Consider the following 23337-nt stretch of genomic DNA (forward strand, 5'->3'; position numbering starts at 1 on the left):
TGTGGCTGCGCATGAACGGGACGAAGAACTCCGTACGCAGTGACGGGAGGACGGTCATCACATCGATGTCGAGCGCCGATGCCGCGATTCCTGACCCGGGTACGGTGAAGACCATGATGACGATCCGCGATGTGCTGGGACCGAACTACGACGACCCGTTTGTCAGTCTGAGCTGGGCGGGCAGGACCGAGTCCGCGGCGGAGCTTGCTCCGCGGATAGCGGCGACGACGGCACGGATTGCGGCACAGTATCCGGCTGGGTCAATGCAGTGGGTCAGGGCCCCCCGCGACCTCGGTCAGGAGCCTGTCCGCATCCCCGTCGACACGGATGCCCTGACCGAGATGATTGACGCCAGTTTCGACCGATCACTGGGCTTTCGGAACCGGACACTTTTGAGCCTGTTCCTCCGTGATGATCCCTCGGACGAATCCAGCACAGATCCCAGCCTCAGCATCGGTATCGGGTCCGGTTCAACGAACAGCATCAGCCTGCGCCTCACCGATGACTTCCCGTCGGGCTCGCCGGCGGGAGCCGCGCGCCTGTTCGTGGATCTGGTCCGGATCTGGCAGCCCGACTGGGCAGAGTTCTCATCGATCTCAGCGGTGGAAGCGACAATGGGGAAAGGGCATGTCAATCATGCCTCGTATCTGGCGTGGATCTCGGCGACCGCCTTCGGGCCTGAACCCGAAACCGACCGGGAGATCGTCCAACCCCACGGTGAGGGTTGGATCTATGCGGCCCGGGAGTGGACGAACCAGGGCATCGTCGCCCTGTCCGAAGACCTCGCCCGCGGCGGCGCCCAACGAATAAGTACACGACCGGATGTGCAGCACCCACCCCACATACCGGAGGGCTACCCCGCCGGACTCGACGAGCTCGACCGCCTGGTCTCCTGGGGCGAGCCCGAAACCACACCACCTAGTTGATTCCGCAGGCACAGCACGCGCTGTGGGTTCCCGGAGTCACTGCAGCACCGGACCCGCGCCGACCGACACGTCGTCCAAATAGTCTTCGGTGTCACCGTAGGACGGTCGTGAACCACCTACCTATGCGCCCCGGAATTCCCGGGAGCCCCGGAATTCTTCGCCGGGTGTCGGTGCCGACGTCGCCGCCGTGGCCGGCGTCGGGGCTGGCATCGACCCCCTGAGGCGGATCACTACACACTCCGAGGAGTGGTCCTCCTGAGGTCCGGTATCGCGGATGCGTCCGCTTCCAGCAGCCGCCGCTACGCAGCCTCCATGCCAACACCTCAACCCTTCGCAACCCCGTCTATTCGCGATGACGGCGTGCACGGTGACGTCTATTCGCGATGACGGCGTGCACGGTGACGCAGCCGCCTATGATGCCCAGTCCTCGAGGTTGGTCCGCTCGATCCGCCACAGGCCGCGGTAATGCCCGCGCCAACTCATGGAGCAAGGATCCGGCCACACCGATCATGACATGGTGCCGATGTCGATTCTCCGCGTCCGAAATGTCATCCGGGCCGTTCATTGGGTCACAGTTATTGGATCAGATTCTTCGGGTCAGATTCAGGCTGAACCTCGAGACTGTCTCGGGGCGGGTGAACTCCAGCTAGCAGAGCTGTTGCTCACTGGATCATCAAGCGCAGGAATGTCATGACCCACAACCTCCAGCCCGCGGGTTGGCGGTGCCCCCGAAGCCGACGCGTGTCACAGCATTTCGAGGGGTTCCGGGTGTGTCGGCGGCGGGAACGCGCGATCGAGGCGCTCGAGATCGACGGCGCTGAGGTGAAGGTCGCGGGCTGCGGCGTTCTCGAGCACATGCTCGGCGGTCGAAGCCTTCGGGATCGCGAGCACGCTGCTGGTGCGCATCGTCCACGCCAGAGCGACCTGCGCAGGCGTCGCGCCGAGCTCACGTGCGATCTGTGTCAGATCCGGGTTGCCGAGTAGTCGTCCCTGCTCCACGGGCGAATAGGCCATCACGGGCATCTTCGCCGAAGCGGACCATGGCATCAGGTCGAACTCCGGACCCCGACGGGTCAGGTTGTACAGCACCTGATCGGTCTGGCACCCCTCAGGCAAACTCCGGAGCTCGTCGGTGTCGAGGTTACTCACACCCCACGCACGGATCGAGCCCTCGTCGATGAGGGACTCGAACGCCGCGACGGTCTCCTCGAAGGGGAATCTCCCCCGCCAATGCAGGAGGTACAGGTCCAGGCAGTCAGTACCCAGACGGTCCAGGCTTGCATGACAGGCCTCGATCGTCCCTGCTGCGGAGGCGTTCGAGGGTAGGACCTTGCTCACCAGGAAAACCTCATCGCGCCTACCCCTGATGGCTTCTCCGACAAGGTCCTCACTGCGCCCATTGCCGTACATTTCGGCGGTATCGATCACGGTCAGACCCAGATCAATACCTGTGCGCAGCGCCCGGATCTCAGCGTTCCGACTGGCAGGAGAGTCACCCAGGTTCCACGTTCCCTGCCCCAGAGCAGGAACAACGGTGCCGTCCGGAAAAGTAATCACTCACCAACGCTACAACCAGGGCCATCAACCTGCGAAGTGTGATGGAAACCCAACTATGGGCCAGGCCAAAGGGCCATCAATCGGCGCAGCAGACCCGGCTCATGGTGAATAGAATGCCGCCCTCATGTTAACAAGGGCGGCATTTCTACTCATTCAGGCGAAGGAACTAAACATTAAATCGGAATTCAACCACGTCGCCGTCGGTCATGACGTACTCTTTACCCTCGATACGGACCTTGCCGCGGGACTTCGCCTCGCTCATCGAACCGGCGTCGATGAGGTCCCCGAAGTGGACCACCTCGGCCTTGATGAAGCCACGCTGGAAGTCGGAGTGGATGACACCGGCGGCCTCTGGCGCCGTCGCACCCTTCTTGATGGTCCACGCCCGGCTCTCCTTGGGGCCCGCCGTGAGGTAGGTCTGGAGGCCGAGGGTGTGGAAGCCCACGCGGGCGAGCTGGTCGAGCCCGGACTCGTCCTGGCCGTTCATCTCGAGCATCTCGCGGGCCTCGGCCTCGTCGAGTTCCACGAGGTCGGCCTCGAGCTTGGCGTCGAGGAAGATGGCGTCGGCGGGGGCTACGAGCTCCCGCAGCTCCGCCTGGCGCTCGGCGCTGCCGAGCACGGCGTCGTCGACGTTGAAGACGTAGATGAAGGGCTTCGCGGTGAGCAGGCTCAGCTCACGCAGGTGCTCCATCTCCAGCTTGTCGCTGGTGACGGACGCGAAGATCGTATCGCCGCGCTCGAGGACGGACTGCGCGGACTGCATGGCGGCCAGCTGCGCCGCCTCGCGCTTCTTGATCTTCACTTCCTTCTCCACGCGCGGGATGGCCTTCTCCAGCGTCTGCAGGTCGGCGAGGATCAGTTCGGTGTTGATGGTCTCCATGTCGGAGCGCGGGTCCACCTTGCCGTCGACGTGAATGACGTCCGGGTCGTCGAACACACGGATGACCTGGGCGATGGCCTCCGCCTCGCGGATGTTCGCCAGGAACTGGTTGCCGAGTCCCTCTCCCTCGGACGCGCCCTTCACGATGCCGGCGATGTCGACGAAGGACACGGTCGCCGGCAGGATCTGCTTTGACCCGAAGACCTCAGCAAGCTGCGCAAGACGGGGGTCGGGCAGGCTGACGACGCCGACATTCGGCTCGATCGTCGCGAACGGGTAGTTCGCCGCCAGGACGTTGTTGCGCGTCAGGGCGTTGAAGAGGGTTGATTTGCCGACGTTGGGCAGTCCGACGATGCCGATAGTAAGAGCCACGGGAGACAAGTCTACCGGCGAGCGGTGCCGTGGAATGTCGGCGGTTCCTGCGACAGTGTGGGCATGAGCACAACCGCCGTCCTCCTCGTCCTCCTCGCCTTCGTCCTCGGGTGCGCCGTCGGCGCCTTCCTGGTGCTGCGCTCCGTCGGCCCGCGCACCGAGGAGCTCCGGGCAGAGCTCGACGACGCGACCGCCCGCCTCGGACGCACGACGACGGACCTGGCGGCGGCCGCGGCCCAGCGGGACCTCCTCCAGCAGCACAACCGCGAGCTGACCGGCAAGACATCGACGGACAACGACGTCCTGCGCGCCCTCGCCCCGGTGGCCGAGAAGCTCACGCAGGTCCAGCTCCAGGTAGGACTGCTGGAGCGCGACCGCGTGGAGCAGTACGGTCAGCTCTCGCGGCAGCTCGAGGAGTCGCGCGAGGCGGACGCCCTGCTGTTGTCGACGACCCACTCCCTCGCCGGTGCCCTGCGCAGCAACAGTGCGCGTGGCCAGTGGGGCGAGATCCAGTTGCGGCGCGTCGTCGAGGCGGCCGGCAAGCTGTCACGCGTCGACTTCCTGGAGCAGGTCTCGGTCTCCGCCGGGAGCGACGGCGAGACGGCACGCCCCGACATGGTGGTGCAGCTTCCGGGAGACAAGCAGATCGTCATCGACGCCAAGGTGCCGCTGAGCGCGTTCCTCGCCGCACAGGAACTGGCGGGCGCGGCTGACGGATCGACGGACGCCGTGGCAGGGTTCGAGGCACGGCGCACCGAGCTGCTGAAGCAGCACGGCAAGGCGCTCCGCGCGCACATCGATGCCCTGGCCCGCAAGAAGTACTGGGAAGGGGCGACGAACTCCCCCGAGCTCGTCATCTGCTTCATCCCGGTGGAGTCCGTGCTGTCGGAGGCGCTGCGCGCCGATCCGGAGCTGCTGGACTACGCGTTCAGCCGCAGCGTCGCCCTGGCGTCGCCGGTGTCGCTGCTCGGCATCCTGAAGGGCGCCGCGTTCAGCTGGCGCCAGGCGGTGCTGACGGACAACGCGCGGGAACTGTTCGACCTCTCCAAGCAGCTGTACGAACGCCTCGGCACCATGGGCGGTCACGTGACCCGCCTCGGCTCCTCCCTGAAGACGTCCGTCGAGCGGTACAACTCCTTCGTCGGCGCCCTCGAGTCGAGGGTCCTGCCCACCGCCCGGCGCATCGGCGCCTTCGATTCGGCGTCCCTCGACGTCGTCGACGCGGCGGCCGAGGGGTCCGACACCGGCGGGCCCGGCGCCGATGTGAGCCTGCTTGGGACCGCCAGGGCGCACCGCATCGGCAGCCCGGGCGTCCGCGGGCGAGGCAGCGGCCTCGATCGACGCGACGCCGCGGTCCCTCACCGCGCACGAACTCCTCGACGGGACGGCGGGCTGACCCGGGGCACGTGAACGGAGCAGACCGTTCAAGGGCCCGCCGCCCGGAGGGTCAGTTCAGGGAGGTGCGGTCCGACCCGCGCCCGCCCCGGCCCTGCGACGGGTCCCCCATCGCCTTGAGGGCGGCGCGGATCTCCTTCGGCAGGGAGAAGATGATGTCCTCCTGCGCCGTGACGACCTCCTCGACCTGCCCGTAGCCGTATTCGGCGAGCAGCCGCAGGACGTCCTGCACGAGGTTCTCGGGGACGGAGGCGCCGGAGGAGATGCCGACGGTCGCCACGCCCTCGAACCAGGACTCGTCCACCTCGTTCGCGAAGTCGACGCGGTGGGCCGCCTTGGCGCCGTACTCGAGCGCGACCTCCACCAGGCGGACGGAGTTCGAGGAATTGGCCGATCCCACCACGATGACGAGGTCCGTCTGCGGCGCGATCTTCTTGATGGCCGCCTGCCGGTTGGAGGTGGCGTAGCAGATGTCGTCGCTGGGCGGATCCTGCAGCGTCGGGAAGCGCTCCTTGAGGAGGTTCACGGTGAGCATGGTCTCGTCGACGCTCAGCGTGGTCTGCGAGAGCCAGATGAGCCGCTCGGGGTCGCGCACCTGCACCTTGTCGACGTCCTCGGGCCCGTTGACGATCTGGATGTGGTCCGGGGCCTCGCCGGCCGTCCCCTCGACTTCCTCATGGCCCTCGTGGCCGATGAGCAGGATGTCGAAGTCGTCCCGGGCGAAACGCTGGGCCTCCTTGTGCACCTTCGTCACGAGGGGGCAGGTGGCGTCGATGGTGCGCAGCCCGCGGTCCTCCGCGGACTGCACGACGGCGGGCGAGACGCCGTGGGCTGAGAAGACGACGAGCGCCCCCTCGGGGACCTCGTCGGTCTCGTCGACGAAGATGGCCCCCTTCGCCTCGAGCGTCGAGACGACGTGGAGATTGTGCACGATCTGCTTGCGCACGTACACCGGGGGCCCGTAGTGCTCGAGAGCCTTCTCCACGGCGATGACCGCCCGGTCCACACCGGCGCAGTACCCACGGGGGGCCGCGAGCAGCACCGACTTGTTCCCCGCGACCGGCGCGGCGGCGAGGACATCGGCCGGCGTGCGACGCCTGCGCGGGATGGTGGGCATGGGGACCTGAACGGAGGTGCTGGTCATGGGCCGATTCTACCGGTTCGGCGAGCCGCGCCCGCGTGATCCGGAGCATCTCCGCTGTGGGCTAAGCCCTGCGCCCGACGGCGAGCTCCCCCACCACGCCGAGGACGACGGCGATGAGCCCGGCGACGGCCACCGGCACGCTGTCGACAGCGACGTCGATGCCGACCCGGTCCGCGACGCCACCGAGGAACACGTCGGCGACAGCACCGGTCCCCGGAACCCGGGCTGCCGCGGCGGGGATCCAGGCGACGGCGAGACCTCCGACGACGCCGATGACCACCATCCCGAACCCCAGCAGGGCGAGGGTGGTGCCGCGCCGTCGGGCGATCACGAGCGCCATCAGGCCCAGCACGCCCGCACCGGCGAGGTACCGGGGCCAGGACTGCACCGCGTCCATACCGGCGCCGACGAGCCCGTCGCGCTCGATCGAGCCGATCGCGATGGTCGTGTCCTCGGGCGCCGGGATATCGAACCCGAGACGTCCGCCCACCCTCCCTGCCACGAGATCGGCGACCGGCGCGAGGTCCAGCGTCAGGAGAGGCGACGCCGGCGCGGAGGGGTCGGCGGCGTGTGCCAGGGTGACGGCGTGCGACCGGCGGAGGACCTCGGTCCAGGCGTCCGCATAGGCGGCGGACGCCGTGACCGCCGCCGTCGCGTCTCCGACGACCGGTGCCACAAGGGCGTTGATCGGGCCCGGGAGACCGCTGTTCGCGGAGAAGTCCTCGACGACGGACGCCGATAGCGCCGCCTGGAAGTCAGTGTCCTGACCGAGCGGTGCGGTGATCGCGAGGAATCCCGACTCCTCCACGAGGTTCTGATCGACCCACGCGCACGCCAGGCCGCCGGCGGCGGCCACGAGTGCGAGCAGGCCCAACAGGGCCGAGACGATGGTCCGCATGGAATCCTTGTCCTGGGTGGGACTGACGATTATGCCTGCTCGGGCCCTTTCCGGCTCCTGCCCCGATCCCGTCATTTCCGGAGCGCACATATCCGGACGGTGCCGGCCTCCGGGGGTGCGGGATGGTAGAGATGGACAGTGCCGATTCCACGAGCCGACGCGGGAGCACCCCTCCCGAGGACAGGACACCCATGACGAGCGAGGGCATCAGGGCACGGCCCGCCGGTGACGCCGACGAGGCACGCCCGGCGTCGACCGTCCCGGCCACTGCGGCGGAGACGTCGCCGGATTCCCCGTGGCCGCTCCATCTGCTGTCCGAGAAGCTGAAGGCGCACATCGACAGGGCCCCCGCGGCGTGGGTCGAGGGGCAGGTCATCGAGCTCAACCGCCGCGCGAGCATGTGCTTCATCACGCTGCGGGACGTCGACACCGAGGTGTCGCTCTCGCTGTCCGTCTATGGCAGCGTGATGGACCGCGTCTCCTCCCCCCTCGACCGAGGCTCCCGCGTGGTGGCGCGTCTCAAACCGGACTTCTGGGTCAAGACCGGCCGGCTGTCGATGCAGACCATCGACATCCGGCCCGTCGGGATCGGCGAACTCCTCGCGCGGATCGAACGGTTGCGGCAGTCGCTCGCCGCGGAGGGCCTGTTCGCCTCCGCGCGCAAGAAGCGCCTCCCGCTGCTCCCCCACCGCATCGGGCTCATCACCGGGCGCGATTCGGACGCCATGAAGGATGTCCTGCGGAACTCGGCGCTGCGGTGGCCGGCCGTGGAGTTCGACGTACGGGAGGTCGCCGTCCAGGGCGTGAACAGCGTGGCGCAGGTGACCGGGGCGCTGGCCGCGCTCGACGCCGACCCCCATGTGGACGTCATCATCATCGCCCGCGGCGGCGGCGCCCTGGAGGACCTCCTGCCGTTCAGCGACGAGTCGCTCGTCAGGGCCGTCGCCCGGGCCGCCACGCCCGTGGTCAGCGCGATCGGGCACGAAGCGGACCGCCCCCTGCTCGACGAGGTGGCGGACCTCCGCGCCTCCACCCCGACGGACGCCGCGAAACGCGTGGTCCCCGACGTCTCGGAGGAGCTCGGCAGGATCGGCCAGGCGCGTGCCGCCCTCGAACGGTCGATCCGCGTCCTCGTGCACCGCGAGGGCGAGAGCCTCGCGAACCTCCGTTCCCGCCCCTCCCTGGCGAGGCCCGAGGGGATGATCGACGTGCGGCAGGCCGACGTCGAGCGTCTGCGCTCGCGCGCCCTACGCTCCATGACGGTCGCGGTGGAGCGCGACGCCGACGCCGTCCACCACCTCCGCGAGCGCGTCCGTTCGCTCTCGCCCCAGAACACGCTGGACCGCGGGTATGCGGTCGTGCAGCGCGCCGACGGTCATGTCGTGAGGACACCCGAGGACGTGGAGCGAGGAGATGCCGTGCGGATCCGCATCGCCGGCGGGCTGCTGGGTGCCGTCATCGACGATCCTCCCGCGCCGCAGGAGGCGTCGTGACGGACGGCCGCGGGACGCGTCGTGACGAACCGGCGCGCGCACGACCCACCCCCGACGATCCCCTGACATCCACCCGGCCCCGCGCTCGGGCCACCCAGCAGACGAGGACCATGCCATGACGGACAACCAGCAGCCCGACACCAATCCCACCGCGGTGGACACGCTGTCCTACGAGCAGGCCCGGGAGGAACTCGTCGGCGTCGTGTCCCGGCTCGAGGCCGGGGGCGTGAGCCTCGAGGAGTCCCTCGCGCTCTGGGAGCGCGGCGAGGCCCTCGCCGACCGCTGCGAGGCGTGGCTCGAGGGCGCCAAGGTGAGACTGGCCGCGGCCCGGGACAAGGCCGAGGGCCAGTAGCGCCGGGCGCGCCGCCTGCAGAGAGGCCTCAGGAGTAGGGCTTCGCGGGCAGCTCCTGCAGCGCCCACGCGTTGCCGTCGGGGTCCGCGAAGCGCACGAACCTCCCCCACGGCTGGTCGTCGACGTCGCTCGCGTCCACCCCGCGGCCGAGGAGCTCGACGCGCGCACGCTCGGCGTCCGCCACGACGACCTGGATGCCGCGCTGCGAGCCGGGCGCCATCTCGCTGATCCCCTCACCGAACACGATGGAGCAGGCGGATCCGGGCGGGGTGAGCTGTACGAAGCGCACGCCCTCCCCGACCCGGTGGTCATGGTCGAGCGTGAACCCGGCCTGGTCGCGGTAGAACGCGATGGCGCGGTCGACGTCGCTGACCGGTACGTCCACGAGTTCGATCTTCCAGTCCATGATGGTCTCCCTCCTCGGCGGAGCCTCAAGGGTAGGACGAGACGCGGTCAGGGACGGTCCGCGTCAGCCGGCGGCAAGGACTCCGTCCGGCGACCACCAGGAGTCACCGGCCGCGCGCCGCGTCCGGGTCAGCGGGCGCTTCGTCGCGCCGCTGCTGGATCAGCTCCTTCGTGCGGACGAGCCGCAGGAGGGTGACGAGGACGAGTCCGCCCAGCATGTTGAACAGGAGCGTGTAGCCGAAGAAGCCCAGCCACTGGCCGTATCCGACGTCAGCGCCGGAGTGGATCGCGGCGAAGATCAGCAGCGAGTCGAGGATCGAGTGGAAGAGCCCGAGCCCGGCGAGCAGGAAGCCGCCGATCATGGTCGCCACGATCTTCGCGACGTCGTTCGTGGTGCCCTGCTGCATGCGGCTCATCAGGGTGATGGTGCTCCCGCCCAGGACGGCCAGGGCCACGGTCTGGACGGAGAACGGCGGGTCCACGTAATGGTGCGCGGACTCGCTCACGGTCGCCGACCACTGGGGGAAGGCCTGCATGACGATCCAGACGAAGATCCAGCCGCCCACGAGGTTCGCGACGAGCGTGCCGCCCCACAGCTTGGCGAGCTGCGCGATGCTGCCCTCCTTCGCCACGACCGCGGCGACGGGCATCAGGAAGTTCTCGGTGAACAGTTCGCTGTGCGCCAGGAGCAGCGCGACGAGCCCGACGCCGAAGGCGAGCCCCGCGAGCAGCTCGTTCCCGGTCTCGTGCAGTACGGCGAGATACGCCATGATCCCGAGCCCGATCTCGAAACCGCCGAACAACCCGGTGACGACGACGGCCCGCAGGGTCCGCTGGAGCCGTTCGGCCCCCTCATTCACCGTCGCGTCGAACGACTCCTTGAGTTCGTCCTCGACCGGCGCGTCCGACGCCCCGAGTTCCCGCCTGCGTTCCTCGCTCATGGGTCCCTTCGTGCTTCGTCGTCCGCCGCACCGCCGGGTCGGCGGGACAGCTGGAATGCTCCGTCGTCTCCCGCCTCGGCGGGTCAGGAGGAGTGCAGCCGCTCCTGCTCGGCGGCGACATCGAACGATGCCCGCGGCCAGCTCAGCTGCATGTCCTCGAGCGTCGCGGTGAGCAGGTGCTGGACCGCGAGCCTCGCGTACCACTTGCGGTCGGCGGGCACGACGTACCAGGGGGTGTCCGGTGTGCTCGTCCGCTCGACGGCCACCTGGTAGGCCTCCTGGTACTGCTGCCAGAGGGCGCGGTCCTCGATGTCGTCGGGGCTGTACTTCCAGAACTTGTCCTTGCGGTCGAGGCGCTCGGCGAGCCGCGCCTTCTGCTCGTCCTGGCTGATGTGCAGCATCACCTTGACCACCCGGGTGCCCGCGCCCACCACCTGGTCCTCGAACGTCCGGATGGCCCGGTACCGCTTCTCCACCTCCTCCGCCGGCGACAGCGCGCGCACGCGGTGGATCAGGACGTCCTCGTAGTGCGACCGGTCGAAGACCCCGAGCATGCCGGGCGCGGGCAGCTGCCTTCGGACGCGCCAGAGGAAGCTGTGCTGCTGCTCCTGCTCGGTGGGGGCCTTGAACGCGTAGTGCTGCACGCCCTGCGGGTGCACCTGCCCCACGACGTGCCGGACGACCCCGCCCTTGCCGGAGGTGTCCATCCCCTGCAGGATGAGCAGCACGGCGATATCGCTGCCGGCCCGGCTCTCGGCGAAAAGCTTCTCCTGCAGGGACGCGAGCGTGTCCGCTCCCGCGGCGAGGGCCGCCGCCCCCTCCTTCTTGCCGCCGTCGAACCCGGGCGTGGACCGCGGGTCGACGGCGTCGAGCGCGAAATCCGGCCCGGCCAGGAGGAGCCGCCGCGTCTCGGCGGTGCTCTCGGTTCCGTTCGGCATGGGGACTCCTGTCGGTGGGGCGGGACTGCTCAGGGCTTGTAGGTGGACAGGAAGTCCGCGAGGCGCCCGATGGCGTCCTCGATCACCTCGACGCTCGGCAGCGTCACCATGCGGAAATGGTCGGGAGCCACCCAGTTGAAGGCCGTGCCGTGCGAGATCAGGATCTTCTGCTGCTTGAGGAGGTCCAGGGCGAACTTCTCGTCGTCCGCGATCGGGTAGACCTCGGGGTCGAGCCGCGGGAAGAGGTACAGGGCACCCTGCGCCACTTCGCAGCTCACGCCGTCGATCGCGTTGAGCAGCTGTGCGGCCTTGTCGCGCTGCTGCCGCAGCCGCCCGCCGGGCAGGATGAGGTCGTTGATGCTCTGGTGACCGCCGAGCGCGGTCTGGATGGCGTGCTGCGCCGGGACGTTCGCGCACAGGCGCATGTTGGCGAGGAGGTTGATGCCCTCGATGTAGTCGGCGGCGTCGCGCTTGGGCCCGGAGATGGCCATCCAGCCGCTGCGGAAACCGGCGATCCGATACGCCTTCGACAGGCCGCTGAAGGTCAGGCACAGGACGTCGTCGCCCGTGACGGACGCGGCATTGATGTGCACGGCGTCGCCGTAGAGGATCTTCTCGTAGATCTCGTCGGCGAACACGATGAGCCCGTGCTCCCGCGCCAGACGCACGATGCCCTCGAGGATGCTCCTGGGGTACACCGCGCCGGTGGGATTGTTCGGGTTGATGAGCACGATGCCCTTGGTGTTGGGCGTGATCTTGGCCGCGATGTCCTCGAGGTCCGGCCACCAGTGGTTGTCCTCGTCGCAGAGGTAGTGGACGGGCGTGCCGCTGGCGAGGGCCACGGACGCGGTCCAGAGGGGGTAGTCCGGCGTGGGGATCAGTATCTCGTCGCCGGCGTTCAGCAGGGCCTGCATGGACAGCGTGATGAGCTCGCTGACCCCGTTGCCGAGGTAGACGTCGTCGACGTCGATCGAGTTGATGCCGCGGCTCTGGTAGTACTGCACGACGGCGGTGCGCGCCGAGAAGATGCCGCGGGAGTCGCTGTAGCCCTGCGCCTCGGGCAGGTTGCGGATCATGTCCACGAGGATGGCGTCGGGCGCCTCGAAGCCGAACGGCGCGGGGTTCCCGATGTTGAGCTTCAGGATGCGGTGGCCCTGGGCCTCCATGGTCATGGCGTGTTCGAGCAGCGGCCCCCTGATGTCGTAGAGGACGTTCTGGAGTTTGCCGGATTGCTTGTAGGTGGCCATTTCTTCAGGATGCCACAGCAGGGGCCCGCCGCGCGGCATTGCGATGCCGTGCGACGGGCCCCTGCCGGCGGGCTGCCTACCTAGCCGGCGAGATTCTTCTCGGCGAGCCAGTCGGCCGCCGCGTCCGCGGGGTTCCGCTTCTCCTCGCCGCTGACCTCACGGTTCAGGGCGAGCAGGTCGTCCGTGGTCAGCTGGGCCGACACCTCGTTGAGGACGTTGCGGGCGTCCTCGTTCACGGTGTCGGTGTTGATCAGGGGCAGGACCTGCTGCGCGATGAAGTTGTCCTCCGGGTCCTCGAGGACCACGAGGTCGTTGTCCTCGATCGACGGCGTGGTCGTGTAGATGTCCGCGGCCTGCACGGTGTCGTCCAGGAGGGCGTTGAGCGTGATGTCCCCGCCGCCGTCATTGATGGCCTCGAACCCGCCGGGCTCGCAGTTGTACTTCGCCTTGAGGCCGGGCAGCCCGTAGGCGCGCTCCTGGAACGTGCTGGGCGCGCCGATGGTGATCTGGTCGCAGACCTTCGCGAGATCCTCGATCGACGTGAGATCGAACTTCTCGGCGGTCGCCGCGGTCACCACGAGGGCGTCCTTGCTCTCGGCCTTCGAGGGCTCGAGTACCTCGAGCTTGACGTCGGGCGACTTCGCGGACAGCGCGTCCGGGAGGGCAGCGACGATGTCCTCGGCGGATTCGGCGGTCGCCTCCGGATCGGCGAAGAGCAGCAGGTTGCCGCTGTAGTCGGGGACGATGTCCACCGAGCCGTCCTCGAGGGCGGTGTAGTAGATCTCCCGCGACCCGATGTTGAGCTTGGTGGTGGCCTCCACACCGGCGGCGTTGAGCGCGCCGGCGTAGATCTCGGCGACGATCTGGCTCTCGGGGAAGTCCGCCGACCCGACGACGACGGATCCTCCTTCCGCGGCGGCCGATTCCTGCGGGTCGCCCTGGGGGTCGCTGTTCGCACCGCAGGCAGTCAACGCCAGCGCGGCCGTCAGGCCGCCAGCCAGTCCCATCAAAGCGCGCCGTCGGGCGCGTCGTACTGACAGGTTCTTCATGTTGTTCCTCCTTGTGCACTGGCGACGGCCTTCTGCCGGCCAGATCCTGTGGGCCTCACCCGATCCGGGGTGCGGAGCCCGGGTGAGACGACGATTCTCTGCAGCAGTCCCATGAGCAGATCGACGATGATCGCCAGGACCGTGATGACCACGGCGCCGCCGAAAAGGCGCCCGTAGTCGGCGAGCTGTGTCCCCTCCACGAGATAGACCCCGAGCCCGCCCAGATTGATGAATGCGACGACGGCGACCGTCGACACGACCTGCAGCAGGGCGGCACGCACGCCCCCGAGGATCACCGGGAGCCCGTTGGGTACCTCGACCCGCAGCAGGATCTGCCCTTCCGCCATGCCCATGCTCCGCGCGGCGTCGACCACGGCGCGGTCCACCGAGGAGATGCCGGCATAGATCCCGCTGAGCAGGGGCGGCACGGCGAGCAGCACGAGGGCCCAGATGGGCGGCATGAGGCCGAGACCCGTGAGCAGGACGAACAGGAAGACCAGGCCGAGCGTCGGCAGGGCGCGGAGAATACCGACGCCCGAGACGATCACGACGCGGCCGCGGCCCGTGTGGCCCACGTAGAGGCCGATGGGGACGGCGATCGCCAGTGCGATGAGCATGGTCAGGCCCGTGTAGCCGAGGTGCTCGGCGACGCGCATCGGGATGCCGCGCTCCCCTTCCCAGTTGGCGGGGGCCGTCAGCCACTGCCACATCTGCACGAAGAGGTTGTCGCTCGTGTAGTCCATCAGGAACCCGCCACTTCTGCCTGGAGTGCCATGATCTCGGCATCCGGCGCGCCCTTGACGGCGACCTTCCGCGTCCACGGCGTCAGGAGCCGCTCGGCGAGCACGAGCAGGAGGTCCAGGATGAGCGCGAGCAACAGGATGATGATGATCCCGACGGCGATCTCGGTGGGGAAGGACCGGAAGAGCCCGTCCGTGAACAGGGTCCCGAGGCTGGGCACGCCGATCAGGGCGCCGACGCTGACGAGGGAGATGTTGGTGACCGAGACGACGCGCAGACCGGCGAACAGGACCGGCAGCGCGAGCGGGAGGTCCACGGTCAGGAACCGGCGGACGGGCGTGTAGCCCATGGCGACGGCGGCCTGCCGGACGCCGTCGTCGATCGAGTTCAGGGCGTCGAGCGTGGCACGTACGAGCAGCGAGAAGGCGTAGATCGCGAGAGCCACGATGACGTTGACGGGGTCGATGACCCGGGTGCCCAGCACTACGGGCAGGAACACGAACATCGCCAGGGACGGGATCGTGTAGAGGATCGAGGACCCGGTCAGCAGGACCGATCCGACCACGGCGTTGAGGCGGGCGAACTGCGCGACGGGCACCGCGACGATCAGCCCGAGGACCAGCGGGACGACCGCCTGGTAGAGGTGCAGGCGCGTGTGCAGCCAGATGAAGTCGAGGTTGGCGAGGAACCAGTCCATCGTCAGACCGCCGTGTTGTGGTCGGCGCGGCCGCGGACGAGCCGCGCGGCCTCGATGAGCTCGAACACCTCGGCGGCGTGGACGACGCCCACCGCGCGGCCGTCGTCGTCGACCGTCACGCCCAGGCCCGACGGCGAGGACAGCGCGGCGTCGAGCGCCCGCCGCAGGGTGTCGCCGCGCGTGTAGAGAGATCCTCCGGGGACGGCGTCGGCCTGCCGGGTGATCCCACCGCGCGTGGCCTGGGGCACCCAGCCGTGCGGGCGGCCGTCGGCGTCGACCAGCAGCGTCCACGGCGAGCGAACCGAGACGGTCGGGTCGGCGAGCTGGTCGACCTCGATGGTCTCGACGGGGTGGATCGCGACGTCGGCGCCGGGCTGGAAGGAGAGGTGGCGGAACCCGCGGTCGCGTCCCACGAAGCCGGCCACGAAGTCGTCGACGGGGGCGCGGAGGATCTCCTCGGGAGCGGCGTACTGCGCGAGGCGGCCGCCGACGGCGAACACGGCCACCTTGTCGCCGAGGATCGTCGCCTCGTCGATGTCGTGGGTGACGAAGACGATGGTCTTCGCGAGGTCGCGCTGCAGGCGCAGCAACTCCTCCTGCAGTTCGGCGCGGACCACCGGGTCCACGGCGCTGAAGGGCTCGTCCATCAGGAGGATCGGCGGATCGGCGGCGAGCGCCCGGGCGACCCCGACGCGCTGCTGCTGCCCGCCGGAGAGCTGGCCCGGGTACCGCCCGCCCAGCTCGGGGGCGAGGCCGACGACGGCGAGGAGTTCCTGCGCGCGGGACCGCGCCTCGGCCTTCCGGACGCCGTTGAGGCGCGGGACGGTGGCGATGTTGTCCAGGACGGACCGATGCGGCAGGAGGCCCGAGGACTGCATGACGTAGCCCATCGACCGGCGGAGTTCGGCGGCCTTCTGCTGGGAGATGTCCTGCCCGTCGACGAGGATCCTGCCCGACGTCGGTTCCACCATCCGGTTGATCATGCGCAGGGAGGTGGTCTTGCCGCAGCCCGAAGGGCCCACGAACACGGTGATCTTCCCGCGCTCGATGTCCAGGGTGAGGTCGTCCACCGCGGGCCGGCCGCCGTCGTAGGTCTTGGTGACGGAGCGGAACTCGATCTGGTGCCGCGTGTCGTCCTGCTCGGGGGATGTCATGGCAGCTGTGCCTTTCGTGGCAGGAGCTTCTCGGCCGGGCTGCGCCCGCGGACCGCCCAAGCGGTTCCGGCTTGCCGTCTGGTATGTCGCTGCGCGGGGCGCGCAGCGGTCAGTTCAAGCTGTCGGAGGTTCTGAGTCTAACCAAGCGTTCGGAGCAGGCAAGACTACGGGTGGGTGCAGCGTGCGTCACATCAGGAACCTGACGCCCATCACGGGGTCCTTCGCGAGCACCACGACGTCGGGAATGCCCGCCGCCGCGAGCCGCGCCCGCAGGCGGTCCTGCAGTGCCGGCTGGTGCATCACGAGCCCACCGCCCAGCACCACGGGCCCCGGGACCCCGATCACGGACGCCACGTCGAGCACGAGGCGCGCGAGATCGGCGGCTGCGGTGTCGAGGATGGCGGCGGCGTCGGGCTCGCCATCGTGTGCGGCGTCGAACACGGCCCGGGACTGCGCCGCCCAGTAGGTGCGTCCGGCGTCGGAATGGAACAGGCCGATGAGTTCCGTGGGCTCGGTGATGCCGTTGAGGGCGAGGACCGCGGCGTCGAGCGCGTCCGGGGCCAGTCCGGTGTCGTGGCGGTGCAGGGCCCGGCGGACGGCTTCGCGGGCCACCCAGTACCCGCTGCCCTCGTCGCCGAGGAGGTACCCCCACCCGCCGGAGCGGGCCTGGCGGCCGTCGGGGGTGATTCCCCACGCCACGGAGCCGGTGCCCGCGATGACGGCGATGCCCGTGGTGGCACCGCCTGCGGCGAGGATGAGGCGGGTGTCGTGCACGACCTCGACGGCCGCGTGCGGCGCGTGGGCAGCGATCAGCGCGCGGAGGCGGTCGGCGTCGGCCGGAGTGTCCACTCCCCCGGAGCCGGCGATGACGCGCGTGACCGGGCTTCCGTCCGCGTGGGCCCGGAGGTCGTGGAACAGCCCGCCGAGGCTGCGGGCGGCGTCCTCGGGGGTGACGTTCTGGACGTTCGCGCTCCCGGCCTTCGCCTCCGCTACGAGCCGGTCGCCACGCCACAGCGCGCCGTGGGTCTTGGACCCGCCGATGTCGAGGCCGACGACGAGCTGCGCGTGGTCCGTGCGGGAGTCGGCGGAGGAGCGGGCAGCGGCTGGCGCGGGGGTCTCGGGCATGCCTACAGCCTACAAACCGGCGGGACGTGAGCCGCCGGGGCCGGCCTGGTCAGCGCCGGCACGCAAGCGGCTGCGTCAGCGTGCCGCACGGGCACGGAGGACCAGCGAGCCCACGGCGAGGACACCGCAGACTGCGCTGATCACCAGCGCGAACACGGTGACCGAGGCGTCGAGGCCCCAGACGCCGGCGGCGGCGCCGAGGCCGAGGACCGGGACGGCACTGCCGAGGTACGTGATGACGTAGACGGCGCTGACGGTCTGTGCGTGGAGGGCCGGGGCCACCTTCACGGAGACCTCGTTGAAGACCACCCGGAAGGCCATGCCCTGGCCGAACCCGGCGACGAGGCACGCTCCCACCAGCAGGGGCAGACTGCCGGTCTGCTGCGCGACGGGCAGCAGGCCCACGCCCACGGCCATGCCGGCCAGACCCACCGGGACCACGAACCGGCCGCGGGGCGAGACGAGCTGGCTGATGGCGGACGCGCCGAGCACGAGCGCGGCGAGGAGGCCGATCAGCGGACGGGAGGTGGTCCCGGCGATGCCGGCGAACCAGGTGGGGGCGAGGCTCAGGGTGAACCCGAACACGGCAAAGCTGAGGAACCCGACGGAGGACGCCGTCCAGAAGGACCGGCGCGCATCCTTCGACACGGCCGGTCTGCGCGGGCGCAGGACGGCCAGGGGCTTGCCGGTCACGACCGGCTTGATCGCCGGGCGTGCGCGCAGCAGCAGGAGGGGGACGAGGAGGCTCGCCAGGACCACGAGGTACACGAGGAAGGGGGTCCTCGTCGGCGAGGGCAGGAGCGAGAGCAGTCCCCCGATCACCGGGCCCGCAGCGACCCCGCCGGCGGAGGCCAGGAGCGTGAACCGGGACGCCCAGTCGGGGCGGGCGGGGAGCAGGTCGCGGAGCGCGGCGGCGCTGGCACCCGTCGCCAGGGCGACGGCGCCGCCCTGGAGCATGCGCCCGGCGGCGAGCATGGGCAGCGACGTGGCGGCGGCGAAGAGCGTGGCCCCGAGGAGCCCGAGGACGACGGCGAGGACGAGGGCGGCGCGCCGTCCGATGTGGTCCGACCAGTGGCCGGCATGGACGAGCCCGCCGATCAGGGCCACGACGTAGGACGCGAACGCCACGGTGACGGCGAACGGGGAGAGCCCCAGCTCGGCCTGGATGAGCGGGTAGAGCGGGGTCGCGAGGTTCGCACCGATCAGGAGGGTCGAGATCACGGTCACGGAGAGCACGAGTCGGACGGCGAGCGATGCATCCCACCGACGTGCCCCGGCCGCCGTCGGCCTCATCCGCAGCTCATCGAGAACGCTCATCCCACCACTTTTCCTCGCTTGCGCCTGGACGGGCGCTGCCCCGGGTACGCTCGTGCACGTCCCCCTCTAGGATGATGCGGACTGACTGCTGTGCTGTGTTGCATGACGGGTTTCTGATCGCGATGCGCAACACGACAAGAACCGACTGACCGGAAGTGAGCGTCGTGAGCAAGCTGGACAACCTCGACCTGCGGCTGCTGCTCGCCCTCGTGCGGGACCCGCGCGCGCAGGTGAGCGAACTGAGCGAGCTGCTCGGCGTGGCCCGGAACACGGCGCAGTCCCGTATCCGCCGGCTGCTGCGTGCCGGGACCCTGCGCCACAGCGGGCGGGAGCTGGACCTGGAGGCGCTGGGCTACGACGTCGTCGCCTTTATCACCATCGAGGTGTCCCACCGCGAACTCGACGGCGTCATCGCCGGGCTCCGCACCCTGAACCAGGTCCTCGAGGTGCACGAGATCTCCGGCCGTGGCGACGTCTGGTGCAGGGTCGCGGCCACCGACACCCACAACCTGCAGGCCGCACTGCGGTCCGTCCTGAGGATCAAGGGCGTCATCCGCACCGAGACGGTCCTCGCCCTGCACGAGCACATCCCCTACCGCACCGAGCCCCTGCTCGAGCGGCTCGCCCAGCGTCCCGCGGACAGCTGAGCGACGCCCCATCACGCACCACGTCGAGGAGACCCCATGACCCTGCCCACCACCGACACCCGCGTCACCTACCCTGCCGGAGCCACCGAGGCCGCCTCCCGGGTCCTGCACGTCGAGGCCCATGGCGACCGGACGGCCGTCCTGCTGGAGAACACCGCCTTCCACCCGGTGGACCACGCCTGGCCGGACCAGGGCGCCGACCGGGGCACGCTTGAGGTCGGCACGCGCCGCTGGGAGGTGACCGACTGCGTCGTCGGCGCGACCGACGGCACCACCCTGCACCTCGGGGCGGACTCCCCCGTCCGGAAGGGCACCGAGGGGTGGGCGTTCGTCGTCGTGCACCTGATCGAGGGCGGCGGGAACGGCCCGGTGGAGGGCGACGACGTCGTCGTGCGGGTCGACGCCGCCCACCGCGCCGCCGTGTCCGCCGGACACACCGGGTGCCACCTGGCCTCGCTCGCGCTGAACCGGGCGCTGGCCGGCCGCTGGAAGAAGGACGTGGCGTCCGATGCCCTCGGTGCACCGAACTTCGACGCGCTGGCGATCGACACGACGGTCATCGGCGAATTCGGGTCCCTCGACCGGTACCGGCTCGGGAAGTCGCTGCGGCGGAAGGGCTTCACCGTCGAGGACCTCGACCCGCAAGCCACGGCCGCGGCTGTGAACGCCACGCTCGCGGCCTGGACGGCCACCGGCGCCGCCATCGGCATCGAGGCGGACGGTGGCGGGCTCACCGACCGGCGCCGCTGGATCTGCGACCTGCCGGGGGAACGGGCCGGGATCCCGTGCGGCGGCACCCACCTGACGTCCCTCACCGGCGTGGACGTGACCGTGCGGCTGGAGCTCGCCGATGCTGACGGGACGCCGGTCCTGCGGATGGACACGCGGGTCGGCGTTCCCGCGCCGGACTGAGGAGGTCCCCGGAGCTCAGACGCTCCCGGCCCGGAGGCGCCGCGCGTCGGCCAGGAACTGCTCGGCGACCTGCAGGCGGGACATCGCCTCGGACACGCTGTGCGCCCCCGCGGCGCCGTCCGCGCCCTGCCGGCGTTCCGGGCGCCGTCGCGCCCCGGCGACGAGGGTGAGGCTGACGGCGGCCGCGCGGCTCCTGAGGGCCACCGGGTCCACGCGCCGGTCGAAGGCCTGCTGGAAGCGGGCGAGCGTCTGCGGGACCCGGGCGTAGCCGTCGTGCAGTGCGGGGAGGACGGCGAGGTGCCCGAGGAAGCAGGCGAGGTCGTCCACGAGGTGTCCGGGCCCGACGGCGTCGACGTCCAGGAGCCCGGACACCGACCCGCCCGCGATCAGGAGGTTCCCCTCGTAGAAGTCGCCGTGCGTCGGCACGCGGGGGCCGCTGTCGCTGGAGCGGACCAGGGCATCGATGTCCTCGGCGAGACGGCGGATCCGCCCGGCCCGCCCCGGCAGCGCCGCCACGGCCCCCTCCCCGTAGTCCCTGATCCTGGCCGCCCAGGGCGGCCGGGCGGGCAGTGAGAGGACCTCGGCCGGCAGCGCGGCGAGGACCCGCAGGAGGGCCTCCGGCTCGACGTCCTCCGCGCCGTCCCGCATGAGGAGTTCGGCGAGCGGCGTGCCGGGAGCCGCGTGCATGGCGACGACGTCCTGCCGCGGTTCGGCGGCCAGGGCGGGGGCGGGCACGCCCGCGGCCCGGAGCGTCCGGTGCCGCTCGGCGAGCGGGGCCGCTGCCCCGTGCCGGAGCACCTTGAGGTAGCGCCGCTCGTCCCCGTTCCGCGCGAGCACCACGGCACGGCGCAGGGGCCGGTAGCTCCTGAGCTCGAGGAGCGTCGCCGCAGGATCGTACCCGGCGCCGAAGGCGAACGGCGTGGCTGCTCCGGGGTCGAGGGCCGCGGGAAGCCCGGGCAGGAGCGGATCGCCGGGGTGGACCCACGCGGAGAGGTCGGCGCCGCGCCGGTGGACCACCGTGACCCCGTCCGGAGTGTGCGGGAGCGGGTAGGAGGTGATGCAGGCGTGCGTGGGAACCGCCCCGGGGGCCGTGCGGCGCTGCGGCCCGGCCCCGCAGCGCCCCACGGCCCCCGGGGCGGCCTCGACGGAGAAGACGCCGGTGGCCCCGGCGCCGGGGCGGTGATGCAGGGCGGTGAGTTGCCAGGCGCCGAGGTCCCACCCCGCGCCGGCGAGGACACGCCGCAGGACGTCCTCCGGCGCGTCCGACCCCAGGAGCGTGATGACGTCCTGCTCGCGGGTGGTGCGGGTGTCCCGTGCCTTCATGCGCTGCCCGGCGGGATCCTACGGGAGCCGGTCCGTCGTCGGCTGCGGTGTCATGCCGGGGCCGTCAGGCCCGCCGACGCTGCAGCACGTCGTCGAGGTTGATGCGTCCCGTCGCGGGGGCGGCGTCGTGCGTGGGGCCGGGGATGACGCTGTCGGCGCCGTCCGCGGCGGTCGCCGCGACGCGAGCGGCGGCCTCGGATGTCTTGATGAGTGTGTTCGACGCGGCCTTCGGGGCCTCCGGCAGGTCCAGGGGCGCGGGGGCCTGGCGTTCGGCCTTCGCAGCACCGACGTAGGTGGGGCGCGGCACCTCGACGGGCGCCCATGCCGCGGACGCCGGCGCGAGCACGGCCTGCACGGCCGACGCCGTCGGGTCTGTCGGTGCGGTGCGTCCGTCGTCCACCGGATCCGCGTCCTCCGCCGGTGCGCCGTCACGGACGTCCACGACGGACGAGCCGTGGGCGCCGGCCAGGGCGGCGGTCCGCCGCTCCATGGCGGTCAGCGGACGCGCGGGGGTCCCTTCGGCGTCGAACAGGACCGTCGGGCGCGCGGGGGCGGCGGGCGCCGGCTCGGCCTGGGCCGTTCGGGGGGCTTCGTCGGGGGCGACGTCCCGGACGGGAGCCATGGCATCGGCGAACGCGCGGTTCACGCGGTCACGCCGGGCGCGCACGGCGAGCATCCGCAGGACCGCGACGGACGCGGCCGCCCCGCCGAGGCAGGCCAGCGGGAGGAGGAGGGACACGACGCCCAGGACGCCGAGCACGAGGGTCACCAGCGAGCCGACAAGGCAGAGCAGGCCCGTCAGGGCGACGGCGAGGCGCCCCCATCGGAGGGTGGAGGGCTGCTTCCGGGACGTCGTCGTGCCGGCACGGACCGCAGCCGGACCCGGCGCTGCCCCGCGCACGGCCTGGGGGATCTCGGGCCGGCGTTCATCGTCCTGCGGTGCGGTCATGGTCATTCTGCTCCCTCCGGGACGGGATGTCCCGGTCGTCGACGTCCGGCGTCTGGTCCCGGCGAAGGCCGGCGTGGTCCTGCCGAGGACGAACGGGGCCACCCACACCAGCCACATGCCGACGATTGCTGCGAGCACCAACGAGCTATCCAGAGAAAAGACCACCCTCAGAACCGTAGTAGCACATGGCGTCCCGCGTCAGCATTGGTACCGGGGTGTCGGCGCCTGATATGCCGTTCCCGGCATCCACCGCGCTGCCGGGCTCTACCGGGCCCGTCGGCTCTCGAGCCACGGGCCGAGCAGACCCCGCGGCACGTCCTCGGCGGTCAGGGCGAAGCTCCTGTGGTCGGCCCACTGACCCGCGATGTGCAGGAACCGCGGGCGGAGGCCCTCGTCGCGGAAGTGCAGCTTCTCCACGACCCGCAGGCTCGCCCGGTTCTCGGGGCGGATGTTGATCTCCATCCGGTGCAGCCCGAGATCCCGGAAGCAGTAGTCGGTGGCCAGCGCGACCGCCGTCGGAGCGATGCCCCGGCCGGCCTGCTCGGCATCGACCCAGTAGCCGAGGGTGGCCGTCATCGCCGATCCCCACGTGATGCCCGAGACCGTCAGCTGCCCCACGAGGCGGGCGTCCCGGGACCCTGGCTGCTGCTCCGTGATCAGGAACGGCAGCGCCGCACCGGCGCGCGCCTGGGCGGTGAGGGATCGCACCATCTGGTGGTAGGTGGGCAGGAAGCCCTCCGGATCGGGACTCGAGGCCTCCCAGGGCGCCAGCCAGGCGGCGTTGCGCTGCCGCAACGCCGTCCAGACTGCCTTGTCCCTGTGGCGGATGGGCCTGAGGACCAGCGATCCGGTCCTGAGGGTCACGGGCCAGCTGG

General features: G+C 70.5%; 23 protein-coding genes. 6 read left to right on the forward strand and 17 right to left on the reverse strand.

The genetic code is table 11. The annotated features are described in order from the left end of the window. Positions 1–11: 11 nt before the first annotated feature. Positions 12–926 carry a hypothetical protein gene (locus tag C4K88_RS03330; RefSeq protein ID WP_206604333.1) on the forward strand — a complete coding sequence of 305 codons (915 nt, stop codon included), beginning with the start codon at positions 12–14 and terminating at the stop codon, positions 924–926. A gap of 744 nt (positions 927–1670) precedes the next feature. On the opposite strand, the gene C4K88_RS03335 is transcribed toward C4K88_RS03330, so the two are convergent. Further along, positions 1671–2483, reverse strand: a complete 813-nt coding sequence (locus C4K88_RS03335) for an aldo/keto reductase (protein WP_104120169.1) — start codon at positions 2481–2483, stop codon at positions 1671–1673. Between the two features lie 166 nt (positions 2484–2649). Then, a complete protein-coding gene (gene ychF, locus C4K88_RS03340; protein WP_104120170.1) occupies positions 2650–3735 on the reverse strand; it encodes a redox-regulated ATPase YchF in 1086 nt (361 codons plus the stop codon). Positions 3736–3798: 63 nt separating this feature from the next. Between ychF and C4K88_RS03345 the strand changes: the two genes are divergently transcribed. Next, positions 3799–5145, forward strand: coding sequence for a DNA recombination protein RmuC (locus C4K88_RS03345; RefSeq protein ID WP_104120171.1), 1347 nt, complete (start codon positions 3799–3801; stop codon positions 5143–5145). A 37-nt stretch (positions 5146–5182) separates the two neighbouring features. Here C4K88_RS03345 and C4K88_RS03350 read toward each other — a convergent pair whose 3' ends face one another. Together C4K88_RS03350 and C4K88_RS03355 are read right to left on the reverse strand one after the other, a co-directional pair. Next, the gene (locus C4K88_RS03350) at positions 5183–6274 is read right to left on the reverse strand and encodes a 4-hydroxy-3-methylbut-2-enyl diphosphate reductase (protein ID WP_104120172.1); all 1092 of its coding nucleotides are present in this window, start codon (positions 6272–6274) and stop codon (positions 5183–5185) included. 61 nt (positions 6275–6335) lie between these two features. Continuing rightward, positions 6336–7172 carry a hypothetical protein gene (locus C4K88_RS03355; RefSeq protein ID WP_104120173.1) on the reverse strand — a complete coding sequence of 279 codons (837 nt, stop codon included), beginning with the start codon at positions 7170–7172 and terminating at the stop codon, positions 6336–6338. A gap of 191 nt (positions 7173–7363) precedes the next feature. Here C4K88_RS03355 and xseA point away from each other — a divergent pair, with 191 nt between their 5' ends. Next, a complete protein-coding gene (gene xseA, locus C4K88_RS03360) occupies positions 7364–8665 on the forward strand; it encodes an exodeoxyribonuclease VII large subunit (RefSeq protein ID WP_241521693.1) in 1302 nt (433 codons plus the stop codon). A gap of 115 nt (positions 8666–8780) precedes the next feature. Next, entirely contained in the window at positions 8781–9017 is a 237-nt protein-coding gene (locus C4K88_RS03365; protein ID WP_104120175.1) for an exodeoxyribonuclease VII small subunit, read from the forward strand. A 28-nt stretch (positions 9018–9045) separates the two neighbouring features. On the opposite strand, the gene C4K88_RS03370 is transcribed toward C4K88_RS03365, so the two are convergent. The 10 genes from C4K88_RS03370 to C4K88_RS03415 all read right to left on the reverse strand — a co-directional run bounded on the left by C4K88_RS03370 (position 9046) and on the right by C4K88_RS03415 (position 18631). Continuing rightward, positions 9046–9423, reverse strand: coding sequence for a glyoxalase superfamily protein (locus C4K88_RS03370; RefSeq protein ID WP_104120176.1), 378 nt, complete (start codon positions 9421–9423; stop codon positions 9046–9048). Positions 9424–9526: 103 nt separating this feature from the next. Next, entirely contained in the window at positions 9527–10363 is an 837-nt protein-coding gene (locus C4K88_RS03375; protein ID WP_104120177.1) for a formate/nitrite transporter family protein, read from the reverse strand. An 83-nt stretch (positions 10364–10446) separates the two neighbouring features. After that, positions 10447–11301 (reverse strand): PPK2 family polyphosphate kinase, encoded by an 855-nt coding sequence (locus tag C4K88_RS03380; RefSeq protein WP_104120178.1) that lies wholly within the window; start codon positions 11299–11301, stop codon positions 10447–10449. 29 nt (positions 11302–11330) lie between these two features. Beyond that, the gene (locus C4K88_RS03385; RefSeq protein ID WP_104120179.1) at positions 11331–12548 is read right to left on the reverse strand and encodes a pyridoxal phosphate-dependent aminotransferase; all 1218 of its coding nucleotides are present in this window, start codon (positions 12546–12548) and stop codon (positions 11331–11333) included. A gap of 80 nt (positions 12549–12628) precedes the next feature. Then, a complete protein-coding gene (locus tag C4K88_RS03390) occupies positions 12629–13597 on the reverse strand; it encodes an ABC transporter substrate-binding protein (RefSeq protein ID WP_104120180.1) in 969 nt (322 codons plus the stop codon). Then, the gene (locus C4K88_RS03395) at positions 13594–14340 is read right to left on the reverse strand and encodes an ABC transporter permease (protein WP_104120181.1); all 747 of its coding nucleotides are present in this window, start codon (positions 14338–14340) and stop codon (positions 13594–13596) included. The genes C4K88_RS03390 and C4K88_RS03395 overlap by 4 nt, the downstream gene beginning before the upstream one ends. Next, the gene (locus C4K88_RS03400) at positions 14340–15035 is read right to left on the reverse strand and encodes an ABC transporter permease (RefSeq protein ID WP_104120182.1); all 696 of its coding nucleotides are present in this window, start codon (positions 15033–15035) and stop codon (positions 14340–14342) included. Before C4K88_RS03400 ends, C4K88_RS03395 begins: the two co-directional genes overlap by 1 nt. 2 nt (positions 15036–15037) lie before the next feature. Continuing rightward, complete coding sequence (locus C4K88_RS03405) at positions 15038–16189, reverse strand: ABC transporter ATP-binding protein (protein WP_104120183.1); 1152 nt, start codon at positions 16187–16189, stop codon at positions 15038–15040. A 186-nt stretch (positions 16190–16375) separates the two neighbouring features. Next, the gene (locus C4K88_RS03410) at positions 16376–17314 is read right to left on the reverse strand and encodes an N-acetylglucosamine kinase (protein ID WP_104120184.1); all 939 of its coding nucleotides are present in this window, start codon (positions 17312–17314) and stop codon (positions 16376–16378) included. A gap of 75 nt (positions 17315–17389) precedes the next feature. Beyond that, a complete protein-coding gene (locus C4K88_RS03415; protein ID WP_104120185.1) occupies positions 17390–18631 on the reverse strand; it encodes an MFS transporter in 1242 nt (413 codons plus the stop codon). Between the two features lie 164 nt (positions 18632–18795). Between C4K88_RS03415 and C4K88_RS03420 the strand changes: the two genes are divergently transcribed. Next, complete coding sequence (locus C4K88_RS03420; RefSeq protein WP_174705200.1) at positions 18796–19278, forward strand: Lrp/AsnC family transcriptional regulator; 483 nt, start codon at positions 18796–18798, stop codon at positions 19276–19278. A 36-nt stretch (positions 19279–19314) separates the two neighbouring features. Then, the gene (locus tag C4K88_RS03425) at positions 19315–20190 is read left to right on the forward strand and encodes an alanyl-tRNA editing protein (RefSeq protein WP_104120187.1); all 876 of its coding nucleotides are present in this window, start codon (positions 19315–19317) and stop codon (positions 20188–20190) included. Positions 20191–20205: 15 nt separating this feature from the next. Here the strand turns inward: C4K88_RS03425 and C4K88_RS03430 are convergent, their stop codons facing one another. The 3 genes from C4K88_RS03430 to C4K88_RS03440 form a co-directional block, all read right to left on the reverse strand. Next, positions 20206–21513, reverse strand: a complete 1308-nt coding sequence (locus C4K88_RS03430; protein ID WP_104120188.1) for a phosphotransferase family protein — start codon at positions 21511–21513, stop codon at positions 20206–20208. A 64-nt stretch (positions 21514–21577) separates the two neighbouring features. Then, positions 21578–22462: a hypothetical protein gene (locus tag C4K88_RS03435; RefSeq protein WP_146065601.1), complete on the reverse strand. Its 885-nt coding sequence runs from the start codon at positions 22460–22462 to the stop codon at positions 21578–21580. 264 nt (positions 22463–22726) lie between these two features. After that, complete coding sequence (locus C4K88_RS03440) at positions 22727–23326, reverse strand: GNAT family N-acetyltransferase (protein WP_438502321.1); 600 nt, start codon at positions 23324–23326, stop codon at positions 22727–22729. Positions 23327–23337 lie beyond the last annotated feature (11 nt).

It is taken from the genome of Arthrobacter pityocampae (genome assembly GCF_002927275.1).
GTDB classification, from domain to species: domain Bacteria; phylum Actinomycetota; class Actinomycetes; order Actinomycetales; family Micrococcaceae; genus Arthrobacter_D; species Arthrobacter_D pityocampae.